A 13,322-nucleotide genomic window follows, 5' to 3' on the forward strand; every position below is an offset into this window, starting at 1 on the left:
ACCCTATTTTCATTTATCAAATAATAACTTCCAGATCTGGCAACATTTGCTTTAGTTGCTCAATCTCCTGATCTGTGATATTGGTATTCCACAAATACACTCGCTTGAGGGTCGGAAGCTTCTGCAAAACCTCAAAGCTTTTTGAAGTTACGGCTGTACCGTACAGGTTCAATACTTCTAAGTGCTTCAGCGACTTCAAGCTTGTAAGTCCTTCATCCGTGATCGGATTGTTGCAAATTTTGAGGTAAGTCAGGTTTTCAAATTGGCTTACCGTAGTCAACATATCGTCTTTCAACTGATTCTCCGAAAGGTTAAGCCAAGTGACCTGCTGCTTGATGTTGCTCAGTTGAGCTAGTTGTTCAGCTTCCAGTTTCTTGATCTTCAGTTTGACATCTACCAATGGGCTGTTCGCTGCCAAATCCCGTAACATCCACCCTGACTTTACCAATTCCGTCCTTATGCCTTTCGGTATTGGCGCAACCTTTACCTGCTCATAAAATGGCTTAGGCGAAACGTCCAACCCATAATCCCTCATCAGGAGAGCCGCTAAAGAGGCTGATGCTTTACCTTCAGTCAGGGTCATTGCGGAATCGGCTCCATTCCTGATCCACCAAGCCAATATCTCCTGTTCCGTAAAGGTCAAGGGTTCACCACTTGGCGGCATAAACTTCACATGCCCATGCGGATAGGTGGTTCTGACAAACAGCGGACTTTTATAAGGCTGCTCTGCCAACACTACCTGACCGTGCTCCCCGCCTGCCATCAATCCCTGATAGGATGTAAGGTTCAGTTTTCCTTTGGCTTTTGCCGGATTATGGCAACTGACACATTTCTGTTGAAATACCGGCTGTAGCAAGTGAGTGAATACCTGCACAGAATCAGGGCTATCGGGTAGACTTAATATCTGTCCACTGTCTGAAGTATCTCCCGCCAATTTTTTGACTACTTCGGGCGCATATTGGATCAGGTATTCCTCTCCGTGGGTCAAGTTGCCACCCAAATGTCCTGTCAAGGATAACATCAATATAATGACTGAGGAGATTAGAATGGACTCCACTTTATTTTTCAAGAAAACCCCAACTCTTAACCCCCAGTACACGAGTGACAAAATTGTCACCCCTATACCAAACCACTTATGCCAAGCCAATGCTTCGTTGCCATAGCCTCCTCCTTGTTCAAGCATCAGACCTGCTCCAACCGATGCCATTGAACCAAAAACGCCAGAAAGCAGGGAAAATGAGATGGCTTTATTCAGATAACCGAACCGGTCGGGCTTAAAATAATATAGCAGTTCCATCAGGAATGCCAATACCAAAAAGCCTATCGGCAAGTGTACCAGCAATGGATGGAAGCGTCCTAAAAACAGTGCGATATTCATATCAATACAGATAAAAAATAGTTAAACTCTTTCCAGCTTCAACGGTGGTGTGCCGTTTGCATTCCACTGGCATACATACAGGTTCTTGTCTTCATCAATACATACATCATGACCGTGAAAGATCGGTTTTTCAGGCAACTGGAATGCAGGCTGCAAACCTCCGTCAATGTATTCAGGGGCTGTTCCTCCCGGATTGGATACCACGGTATCTCCTTCCAAGACAGTTACAAATCCTGTATGGGCTTTCCAGTCAAACTCTCCTTCCCTTGTCTTTGACCAGCACACCCCAGCATAAAGATTCTGGTCGTCAAAAACAGGACGGCAGACAAACATATTCGGCAATGCCAATGTGCGGACATACTTTCCATCAAGCGTGAAGAACTTAAAGGCATTCTGACTTCTGGACGTACACACCACCAAAGGCTGCTTGGGATCTCTGTAGTCGATCGCCACGCCGTGGGCATTGCGCAGGTCATAGTTTTTATCCTTATTGTTATGTCCTCCCCAATGTCGGATGTATTCACCACGAGAATTGTACTGAATGATATAATCCATACCGTAACCATCCGCCACATAGATGTCCCCATTCGGTCCAACCGCTACTTCTGTTGGACAGAATGCATCTCCGGGCTTATAGATGCCAATGGTTTGCGGATGCCCGATATCAAAAACTACTCTGCCATCCATGGTGGTTTTGGTCACACGTCCATTGTGCTTGACCCACTTGCCGTTTTTGTCCAAATACCAACCTGAATCCGTCAGGTACAGGAAATCTTCTCCTCCTTCATCCATAATGGACAGTCCATGTCCGCCAGGATAGGCAGTACCCCAGTAATCCAGTAGCTTTCCTGACTTGTCAAAGATCATGATGTTGTTTTGGGGATGATCTCCAATCATGACCAATCTTCCCTTGCTGTCCATGACCATTTCATGGCAGTTCAGGATCGGGTTTCTTACCTTGCTGATCTTGCACCAGTCATTCACTACCTTGTACTGGTAATCTCCATGCCCGACAATGACAGGCTCCTTCAGGGTTTTGCCTAAGAGGTTGCCAGCTCCCAAAAATGGTGTGAGTGCCATCAATCCTCCTGCCTGCATCCCTTTCTTTATAAATTTTCTTCTCGATTCCATCAAATCCGGTTTAAGTCAGTATATCATGTACCACATGTCCATGTACATCAGTCAGCCTGTACCTTCTGCCTTGAGCCTTATAAGTCAAGCGCTCATGGTCAACTCCCATCAGGTGGAGCAATGTTGCATGGAAATCATGTACGTGAACCGGATTTTCCGCCACGTTGTAACTGAAGTCGTCCGTAGCGCCATAGGTAAAGCCCGGCTTGACACCAGCGCCCGCCATCCACATGGTAAAGCACCTTGGGTGATGATCCCTACCATAATTGGTATTGGTCAGCTTGCCTTGTGAGTACACAGTTCTGCCAAACTCACCGCCCCATATTACCAAGGTATCTTCCAGTAATCCGCGTTGTTTCAGGTCCTTGATCAGTGCAGCATTCGCCTGATCCGTATTCTTGCATTGGCGTTTGATGGCACCCGGCAGGTATGAATGGTGATCCCATCCTCTGTGGTACAGCTGCACAAACTTTACATCCTTTTCGAGCAGCTTACGCGCCAGCAGACAGTTGGCAGCATAGGTTCCCGGATTTTTGCTGTCCTTACCATACATCTCAAAAGTCGCTTCTGACTCATCAGACATATCCGTTACTTCAGGCACAGAGGTTTGCATTCTGTAAGCCATCTCGTACTGGGAAATTCTGGCTTCCACCTCAGGGTCACCATATGCGCTGTTTTGCAACTGATTGATATTCTTGAGATAGTCCAGCATTCTGCCCCTGTCATGCCCGTCATAGTTTTCAGGATTGTTCAGGAAAAGCACCGGATCAGCCCCTGATCGGAATTGAACTCCTTGATGTTCTGTGGGCAAAAAGCCATTGCCCCAAAGGCGGGAATAAAGCGGCTGTCCTCCTCCATTCTTGGAAACGAGTACGACAAACGTGGGCAGGTTCTGGTTGTCAGAACCCAAACCATAGCTGACCCATGACCCGATAGAGGGTCTTCCTGCCAACTGGTGTCCAGTCTGGAAGAAGGTAATCGCCGGATCGTGGTTGATCTGCTCAGTGTACATGGACTTGATGAAACACAGGTCGTCCACCACTTCAGCCGTATGCGGCATCAGTTCGCTGACCCATGCACGGCTTTCCCCGTACTGGTCAAATTTGTACATGGAAGGCGCAATCGGCAACGACGACTGAGAGGCACTCATGCCTGTCAATCGTTGTGTTCCCCGCACAGAACCGGGCAGATCTTTACCGAACATATTTTGCAGTTCGGGTTTGTAATCAAACGTCTCGAACTGGGAAGGTCCCCCACTCTGGAACAGGTAGATAACCCTTTTTGCCTTTGGGGCAAAGTGAGGCAGTCCTGCCAATCCATTTGCAGGAGATGGTGCTGAACCTGCGAACAGGTTACCAGCTCCCATCAAGTTACCAAGCGCCACCGCTCCCAGTCCCAAAGAGGTTTTGGTCAGGAAGTTTCTTCTGCTCATCATCTTCTCCTCCTGCTCCAGCGCTTTGTGCGTTATCTTTTTCTTGTGATGTTCATTACACATAATATCGTTGCAATTAGCGTTTTATCGTTTGGTAATACTTGCATCAGAATTCATCATGACGCTGGCTACTATCGCATTGGCAGCCACCCTGTTCAGGTCAAGTGCCTGATCAATCTTGTACTCTCCAGCTTCCAGCCATCCTTTTGCTTTTTTCGGATCATTGCGGAACTGTTCATACTCTTTTTGGGACATTTCCACCAATACCGTCATCTCCGCAGCAGAAGGTTGTTTACCCGTCAACCTGCGGTAAGCATTCTTGATGCTTTGTTCTGTACTTCCCTCTCTTGTGATGCTTTCGCCAATCACTTTTGCCGCTTCCAGATAAGTCGGATCATTGAGCAGTACCAAAGCCTGTAATGGCGTATTGGTTTTCTGTCTCGTTACGGTACACTCTGTCCGCTCCGGCTGATCAAAAGTGGCCAGTGTCGGATTCGGTACGGTCCTTTTCCATATCGTGTAAAGGCTTCTGCGGTATAGTTTATCCCCTGTGTCCTGCACGTATTTGGCACTGTTCATTGCCCACAGTCCTTCCGGCTGATATGTTCTGACACTTTCTCCTCCAATGGTATCATTCAGCAGTCCGCTAGCCAATAGGGCATTGTCTCGCATCATTTCACTGGATAGCCTCAAGCTTGGCCCTCTTGCCAGCAGGATATTGTTCGGATCCTGCTCACGCAATGTTTTGGAAGCCTTGGATGATTGTCTATAGGTGGCAGACATCACGATCTGCTTAACGGTTTGCTTAATGTCCCAACCTGATTCGATAAAAGAGATTGCCAACCAATCCAATAACTCCGGATGGCTTGGCAGACTTCCCTGATTACCAAAGTCATCTGCTGTATCGACCAATCCTTTACCAAAGAACTGCTGCCAGTACCTGTTGACGGTCACCCTTGATGTGAGAGGATGTTGCGGATTCATCAGCCATTTAGCCAATCCCAAACGGTTTTTAGGCAATGAATCATTCCATGCCAGAATGGAGGATGGTACATCAGGGAATACTTCCTCTCCATGTGCATCGTAGTTGCCTCTTTCCAAGATATAGGATGGTCTTCGTTCTTCCATCTCCTTCATCACCATCATTTCCTGTACAGGCTCTATGCTATCAAACAGCACTGTTCTTGATGCCAGCAATGTTTGTTTTGCCTTTTGGATTTCCGGTACCTGTGTAGTCAGGTAATGCTGTGTCAGCAGTTCTTTTTGTGTTGCTGTCAGCGCATCCGGTTTGGTACGGCATAGCTCCGTCAGGTATTCAGGGTTGACCAATGCTTTGACTTCCAATGCTGTCAGTGTTCTGCGATACACGCTGATATTGTCCACTGAAGCACCTTTGATGCCTACACCTCTCCATCTTGCCCCGATCTGCAATCCGGGTTCGATGGCATCTTTATAGATCTGATCCCTGTAATCGAAGAAAATGATGTCCTTGTAAAGGTTGTCGGTTTCCGTTTGAGTGGCTACTTCTGTCCCGTTCATGTACAGCTTTAAGCCTGAAGCCTTGCTGCTGCCATCATAGGTCATCATCAGGTGTATCCATTTATTCCTTTCAACCGTATCTGCCGAAAGTTTGACAATGGCATTATCCGGCCAAGTATGTGCGAGCATCAGTTCCAGCTTGTTGTCTTTCAGATAGAGATGGTAACCTTTGTAGCTGTGCAGTCTTGTTCCCTTGTTCTTGTGGAAAATGACACCTTCCTTCAGGCTGTCCGGCAGGTTGACCCAGATGCCAATACTGAACGGATCTTTACGTTTGAAGACACCTACTTTCTCAAGATCCAGCCAAGCATCTCCGTCCATACGCAGTCCCATCTGGTTGTAGCCTTTCGAAAACGTTGGCTCTTCCTTGGCTGAAAACTGTCGGTCCATCTTGCCGGATTTTCTGTTGCCAACCTTATTCTTAAGGTTTCCATCCAACAGGTATTCCCCTTCCTTATTTTTTTCAGCAGGCAATTTACCAAGCTTTTGGTAGCCAAAATGGCTTACCCAATCCTGTGCCTCATTCTTGTGAGCGGTGACAGTTTCTGCCAATTTACTTTCATCTTCCTTCGCTACTTTCTGCAAATAGCTGATCACTTCTTCCTGTATTTTGTTTGGCAAAAGCATGGTCGGAACAGGCATTGCCATATCCCATGAAATCTGTCCGGTCTCATTGACATTATTGAAAAAGCTGTAAAGCTCATAGAAGTTCTTTTGTGAAATCGGGTCGTACTTATGGTCATGGCAACGGGCACATGCCACCGTCAGTCCCATCAGTCCTTTCCCTACTGTAGACGCTCTATCTGCCACATATTCTACCCTGAATTCCTCATCTACAATTCCTCCTTCCAGGTTCTGTGGATGCAACCTATTAAATGCCGTTGCCAATAGCTGTTCTTTGGTAGGATTGGGCAACAGGTCACCTGCCAATTGCCATTCCACAAACTGGTCAAATGGCATATTCTCATTGTAGGACTTGATCACCCAGTCACGCCAAGGGCTTACATCCCTGTAGCGGTCTACCTGATAGCCATGCGTATCGGCATAACGTGCAAGGTCCATCCATCCGGCTGCCATCTGCTCGCCATAATGGTTTGAATTGAGCAAACGATCCACCTGCTTTTCGTAAGCATTTTCCGAGCGGTCTTCCAAGAAGTTGTTGATCTCTTCCGGTGTTGGCGGCAAACCTGTCAGGTCAAGTGAAAGACGACGCAACAAGGTTGCCTTATCTGCTTCTTCTGAAGGATTGTAACCGTCTATTTCCAGCTTTTTGACCACAAACTGGTCAATCGGATTTTTGACCCAATCCTTATGTTTTACTTCGGGTAGTGCCGGTTTCTTAGGTGAGATAAATGCCCAGTGTGGACGGTATTCCGCACCATCCTCAATCCATTTAATCAGGATAGCCTTTTCTCTATCTGTCAGGTTCAGGTTGGATTCCTTCGTAGGCATTACATAATCCTTGTCCTCTGACACAATCCGGTGAAATACCTCACTTGCCTCCAGGTCACCCGGCTTGATTGCCACACGTCCCGTTTCCTCGTTGTATTTGGCGTAAGCAGTTTCTGCAATATCCAGCCTAAGTCCACCTTTCTGGTTTGCCTTGTCAGGTCCGTGACAGAGGTAACATTTATCAGAAAGGATTGGCTTCACGTGTATGTTGAAGTCCAGTTCTGCCGGCAGGTCATTGTAGGCTTCCAGCTGTGCTGTCGGGACTTTAGTGGAACAGCCCACCATCCAATAACAACAAAGTAGAAATCCTGCAAAAACTGACAGCATCAGGTATTTGCTAGGTGTTTTCATCATATCATTTTTCAAGAAAAAAGTAGCACTCTATTTATTAGTCAAATTGTTAAATGAGATAAAGCGTCTATCCTCTAAAGTAAATCTATTCTATACAATACGAGTAGAATAAACACTTATGAAAAAGGGGGTGAAATCTTGCTTAAACATTAAAGTCAGGTTGATGCGCAGCCATCCTCAATATTTTTACAGATTTACCCCCGTACCGCTTTGGTTTTAGCCTATTGATGCCAATTAGCGAATCAGTACCTTGCTGCTGAACTCCTGAATTTCTCCTTTAACCAGAAGCTGATAATATCCGGCAGGCAACACCGCCACATCCAATTTCACGCTACCTTGAACAGCTAATTGCTTTTGCAACTGCTTCTCTCCACTAAGGTTGAAGAATACAAATGTGTATTTACCAGGTATTAGACCTGATAAATTCAATGTATCAGCTGCAGGGTTCGGATAGAGTTTGATTCCTTCAGGTAACGAGGTTTCAATCCCTGTAACTTCATTGCTCTCAACGGGCTTATATACACGCACCCAATCCACATACATCACATTTTTGCTGTCATCTGCCAATTCCTCATCTGTCGCCACAGTCCCTTGGTTGGAACGCCAATCGTGGTCTTCTATATCGATGATTATGTACAGCGGACGGTCAAAGAATTTGCCCGAAGGATCCGTCATGTTCTGATCGCTGAAAGTATTTTTCACTTCCCCATCAATGTAGAAAGTCATCTCTGTAGCCGATTTCCAATACACACCGAAGGTATGGTAATCATTGCGCCAAGGTTCATTGTTGGGTAAATGATGATGTGTCTGCTTGTTATGATTCGCAATAATCGAATTGTTGACGCTGTCCCGTTCAAAAATATGGTAGTTGGTTGACATGTTTGCCGCGAACCAAGTTTGGTCAGGGCGGTCACCACCATACACTTCCAAGGCATCGATCTCACGGGTATCGTCATCGCTCAGCATCCAGAAATTGGAAGAAAGCACTTGGTTACTCACCTTGATGCTCGCCTCCATATAGACAGGATACATCACTGTCTCCTTGGAAGTCACCACGCCGCAGTACACCTTGTCGGTTCCGCTTTTTCGGGATGCTTTGATTTGCAGGTTACCGCCGGTCACTTCACTGTGTCCGTTGTTCCACTCGGTAAGCCCTGGACCTAGCCATTTGTTGAAATAGACATCCTTCCAGTTTTGTTCAAATTCAGCTCCTTTTCCCTCATAATTGAAATCATCAGAAAACTGCTCCTGCAATTCCCATTTCATTCCCTCACCGGCTGGTGCAGGGACTTTCATATCTTTCCAATCCTGTGCCCGCACTAGGGCGGGCAGCAGGAAAAGAAGCATAGACAAAAAAGATTTCATCTTTACATCTATTTAACCAACAAATTTATTTTTATAAGTCAGGCAGATCAGTTCTTCTCGTCACTGCTCTTTTTGGAACCTGCTTCACCTCTTGCCGTATGCGTCGTCTTGCGCTTGCCTTGGAACCTGCGGATGTACTGCCAGTCGTAATTATGATACTTGTGCGTCAGTCCCCATTCGAAAATGCCGAAAGGCTCTGTTGTATCCAGTGACCTGTTCAGACCTATTGCGTGTGGCGCACCTGGAATTACCGCCTTGATCTCGAAGTTGATACCATCAGGAGAGTACTGAATGGTGTTTTTCTCCGGACCATCCGTAGTGATCAAAGACATGATGCCGTCACCCTGTTTCCATACACAGATCTCGTGACCACTGTTGGAAATTGGGTTGTATTTTGACTTCACATATGGACCTTTCGGGTTGTCGGCAATCGCTACACCGTGTCTGATCTGTCTACCACCAAAAGTGATTTCCTCACCCATCTGCTCACCTTTGTAATACAGGTAGAATTTTCCTTTGTAAGGAATGATACAAGGATCATGTACCTTGTGGCTATCAAAGTCGCCTTTCTTCTCTACCAGGAATCTGTTGTCCTCATCGCCTTTCCATACGCCATTGTCAGCAGGGCTTAGAATCGGTTCTTCGCTCTTTGTCCAAGGGCCGTTCGGTGAAGAAGACCAAGCCAGTCCCACCTGATTTTTCACTCTTACATTGTAAGGCGATTTCACTGTCTGGTAGCACAGGTAATACATACCGTCATGCTGCATGATTTCCACTGTGAATACCGAGCGGTCGTCATAGGCGCCTTTTTCACCACGCTTTACCGCTACGCCTTCCTCTTTCCAAGTCCAGCCGTCTTCAGAAGTCGCATACCAGATATCGCATCTGTCCCAAGGGAATACCTTGTCATTCTCGATGTCACCAGCAAAACCATCCGTTTTATCCACGCTTTTCGAATACCATACATAGTATTTGCCATCTATTTTGATCACGGCACTTGGGTCTCTTCTTACTACGCCTTCCTCATAGGCAAGATCGCCTTTCAGGTCATGCACCGTAAATTCGCCAAACCATTCGTTGGTCAGGTCATCCGACCAAGCCAAGGCACGCTTGGAAGCGGCACTCAGGTAGTCCCTGTTGGTGATACCCAAATGATCCAGTTTCTCTTCCGTGATCTGTAGGTCTTCGCTTTGTGTCGTCATCTGACCTTTCTGGTTCTGGCAACCTATGATGGTCATCATACCAGCAGCCAACAATATTTTTCCGATTCTTTTACTGATATATTTCTGCATTGTATGTTGTTATATTGATCAGTTTAAGTAATATTTTAAGAAAGCCCGTTGCCTACTGCTACTATCACAATCCCTACGATCATGCAGGCAAGTCCCAGATACAGGGAACCTTTTGCCTTGAAAGAAGCATTGACCCACTCTTTTGTGATCAGTCCGCTGACAATCGCCACCGCTACCGATACCGTGTTGAAAATGGCATAACCTACCGTTCCTCCATTGTTGCCCAACTTAAAGGCAGCATAAGCAAAAGCGGCAGAAGCAGCGAAATTGAAGATACCCATGATAGTTGCTAGCAGTGTGTTGCGTCCGAAGCTTGGTGTACGGAAACGCCCCCACAGTTTCTTGGCAGTCAGTTGCCACGAGAAGTATGCGGCAATGGCAATACCTCCAAAAATATAGATGATGTACATCACAGCGATAGCACTTACCCATTCAGGGTTACCTGCCTGCTGGCAAGCCTCGTGGATCACTGCACCTCCAACTGTATTGGCATAGCTGAAGCCTGTCGCCAGCAAACCGCCGATTACCGCAATCATTATTCCTGTTGACATAGATCCTTTCTTCTGCTCACCCTCCTCATCTTTCTGACGAAGGATGCCAGCTCTACCGTTAGTCACAACTCCGATCAGCACCACAGCAATACCTGCCAAGATCGTGATAAACACCTGCGTATCCGGCAGACCACCCACCATAAATGGAATCAGTGAACCGACCAGAATGATGGTGCCAATAAAAATGGAGAACCCAAGAGACAGTCCGATGTGGTTGATGGCTTTGCCCCACATCATCACGCCGATACCCCACAGGAAACTCGATACACCCATTCCGATCAGTACACTCATTGGAATAGCGGCCAATACCTCTGAAAAACCGTCAATCAGTCCGAAAGCGGCGATGTTGGGAATCAAAAAGGTATTGATGGCGAAAAACAATCCCCATGTATTTTCAAATTCAAAGTCCTTCGCATATTTCTCAGGAAGGGCATACAAGCCTAACATCAGACCCGCCATAATTGCCCAGATAATTCCTTCTATCATGTTTTTATCTGTTTTATTGGTTAAATAATTTGCCTATGGCAGTGTGTTAGTTTTGTGTTGTCTCAAACCCGAACCTGAAAACCGTACGGCTCTGGTAAGGATTGTCGGGACCGGTCATCACGTCCGGTGCTCCTTCAATGTTGGGTCCGTTCGGATAGCGATGTGTCTCACAGCAAAAGCCCTTGAACCTTCCGTATTGGTTACCGGATTCTCTCTTGAGCTTATCGTCTGTAAAATAGCCTGTGTAGAAAAGCATGCCCGGCTCGGTCGTGTAGACTTGCAGGCTTCTTCCGGTTGCCTCATCCGAGAATTCAGCGACTGGTGCTGCTTCATTCCTGTTGTCAAACACAAAGTAGTGTTCGAAACCTGTCGGCAATTCACGAAACGCATCTCCCAATTGACGTGGCGTTCTCAAATCCGCAGGGTCATTCTGCACTGATTTTACTTCCCCTACCGGCACATTGGTATCATCCGGCATCAGGTAGCTGTCCGCTTTAATGCTTGCCACTGTACTTTCCACAGTCCGCTCAAATCCTGACAGATTAAAGTAGGTATGATTGGTTAGCGACAGCGGCGTTTCCTGATCGGCAGTTGCTTCGTAGGAAATCACCAGCTCATTTTCATCTGATAACCTGAAAGATACACTCACTTCCACATTTGCCGGAAAACCTTCTTCCAGATGGGGACTGAACAGCTTCATCACTACCGTATCTTCCTGCATCTCTGCCGCCCATATTCTTTTGTCAAATGCATTCAGACCACCGTGCAGATGGTTGGAACTATCATTGCAAGCCACCTCATAAGCTGTCCCATTGACCGAGAACTTGCCATCCTTGATTCTTGAGGCAAACCTGCCTACTGTACAACCGAAGTATGGCGCATTCGCCTTATATGCTTCTGACTGATACCCTTCCAGGGTATCAAAGCCGCATACCACTTCCTGCTGCTGATGCGGTGACCCGTCAGGAATCCTGATGGAGGTAATGGTCGCGCCGTAGTTGATGACCTGAACCTTCATGCCATTTCGGTTGGTGAGCGTATAGGCATCTATGCGCTCACCATCCAGATAGCCGAAAGTGTGCTTCGTGATATTTTTTACTGTCTTAAGCATGGGCTGTTTCCGTTATGGGTTTTTGATTTACCTGATAAGGTGCCAGCTTTTCCCAGTCAAACGTGACGCCTGTACCCGGTACATCCGGTGCGACGGCACGGTGATTTTCCACCACCAATGGTCGGATAGTATACTCATCGATCGGGAAGCTGTGTACTTCCAGCCATCCGCTGTTCGACTGTGCCGAAACAAGGCTGACGTGCAGTTCCTGCATTCCGTGCGAACAAACCGGAATGTCATATTCACGTGACAGTTCCGCCGCTTTCAGCCAGCCCGTGATACCACCACAATTGGAAGCGTCAGGCTGAATAAAAGACAGTTCTGCCTGCTCGAAAGCATACTCAAACTCATAGATCGTGTGTAGGTTTTCACCCATTGCCAAAGGCATTCCCGTCTCCTTTGCGATTTGAGCATAACCTTTATAATTATCTGGAATTGTTGGTTCCTCAAACCAAGTGATGTCATATTGCTTGAAAGCTTCTGCCGCCTTGATCGCCTGTTCAACAGACATGGAGTAATTGGCATCCACCATAAACGGCACATCCGGACCGATCAGCTCACGGACAGCGGCAATGCGCTCGATATCCTCCTGCAGGTTTGGTCTGCCGATCTTGATCTTCACAGCATTGTATCCTGCCGCCAAGTAGCCCCTGATATTGGACAGCAACTTCTCCAACGGAAACTGCAGGTCTATGCCGCCGCAATATGCCTTACAGGTATTGCCTGCGCCACCTGCCATTTTCCAGAGCGGCAATCCCGCCTTCTTGCAACGGATATCCCAAAGGGCAATATCGACCGTAGACACCGCGAAAGATACGATTCCTCCTCTGCCTACGTAGTGCATATGCCACTCCAAAAAGTCGTAGATCTCCTCAATCTTGTCACCTTCCTTGCCAATCAGGGCAGGAATGATATCGTGCTGTAACATAGCTAAAATGGCATGTCCGCCCTTTCCTCCTGTGTAAGTGTAACCTGTTCCCTCACTGCCATCTTCCAATGTGATGGTAGTTGTAACCAACTCAAAGTGGGTATGATCGCCATGCTTAGCGTCATTGAGTACTTCAGGCAAAGGCACCTTGAACAGCTTTGCCTCTATATTTTTGATCAGATTGCTCATAGTAGTAAGTGGGATGAAACAGGGCAATAATTAGAATGGATTTGATTGAACTAATCAACAGGAGTTATCCCATTCTCCAATTCGATGGATTTAAATCCATCGCTTCTATATTTTGTC

The 13,322-nt window shown here is 46.8% G+C and carries 9 protein-coding genes; all 9 read right to left on the reverse strand.

Annotated features, from left to right (window positions below):
* Positions 1-16: 16 nt before the first annotated feature.
* The gene (locus tag V6R21_RS00675; RefSeq protein ID WP_334239948.1) at positions 17-1,378 is read right to left on the reverse strand and encodes a DUF2231 domain-containing protein; all 1,362 of its coding nucleotides are present in this window, start codon (positions 1,376-1,378) and stop codon (positions 17-19) included.
* Positions 1,379-1,399: 21 nt separating this feature from the next.
* The gene (locus V6R21_RS00680; protein ID WP_334239950.1) at positions 1,400-2,509 is read right to left on the reverse strand and encodes an NHL repeat-containing protein; all 1,110 of its coding nucleotides are present in this window, start codon (positions 2,507-2,509) and stop codon (positions 1,400-1,402) included.
* Positions 2,510-2,519: 10 nt separating this feature from the next.
* The gene (locus V6R21_RS00685; protein ID WP_334239952.1) at positions 2,520-4,004 is read right to left on the reverse strand and encodes a DUF1501 domain-containing protein; all 1,485 of its coding nucleotides are present in this window, start codon (positions 4,002-4,004) and stop codon (positions 2,520-2,522) included.
* A gap of 21 nt (positions 4,005-4,025) precedes the next feature.
* Complete coding sequence (locus V6R21_RS00690; protein ID WP_334239954.1) at positions 4,026-7,286, reverse strand: DUF1553 domain-containing protein; 3,261 nt, start codon at positions 7,284-7,286, stop codon at positions 4,026-4,028.
* 231 nt (positions 7,287-7,517) lie between these two features.
* Positions 7,518-8,648: a family 16 glycosylhydrolase gene (locus V6R21_RS00695; RefSeq protein ID WP_334239955.1), complete on the reverse strand. Its 1,131-nt coding sequence runs from the start codon at positions 8,646-8,648 to the stop codon at positions 7,518-7,520.
* Positions 8,649-8,695: 47 nt separating this feature from the next.
* Complete coding sequence (locus V6R21_RS00700) at positions 8,696-9,940, reverse strand: glycoside hydrolase family 117 protein (RefSeq protein WP_334239957.1); 1,245 nt, start codon at positions 9,938-9,940, stop codon at positions 8,696-8,698.
* A 35-nt stretch (positions 9,941-9,975) separates the two neighbouring features.
* Positions 9,976-10,977, reverse strand: a complete 1,002-nt coding sequence (locus tag V6R21_RS00705; protein ID WP_334239959.1) for an L-rhamnose/proton symporter RhaT — start codon at positions 10,975-10,977, stop codon at positions 9,976-9,978.
* Positions 10,978-11,023: 46 nt separating this feature from the next.
* Positions 11,024-12,088 carry an aldose epimerase family protein gene (locus V6R21_RS00710; RefSeq protein ID WP_334239960.1) on the reverse strand — a complete coding sequence of 355 codons (1,065 nt, stop codon included), beginning with the start codon at positions 12,086-12,088 and terminating at the stop codon, positions 11,024-11,026.
* On the reverse strand, positions 12,081-13,205 hold the full coding sequence (locus V6R21_RS00715) for a mandelate racemase/muconate lactonizing enzyme family protein (RefSeq protein WP_334239962.1): 1,125 nt from the start codon (positions 13,203-13,205) through the stop codon (positions 12,081-12,083). Before V6R21_RS00715 ends, V6R21_RS00710 begins: the two co-directional genes overlap by 8 nt.
* Between the last annotated feature and the right edge of the window lie 117 nt (positions 13,206-13,322).

This window comes from Limibacter armeniacum (assembly GCF_036880985.1).
GTDB classification, from domain to species: domain Bacteria; phylum Bacteroidota; class Bacteroidia; order Cytophagales; family Flammeovirgaceae; genus Limibacter; species Limibacter armeniacum.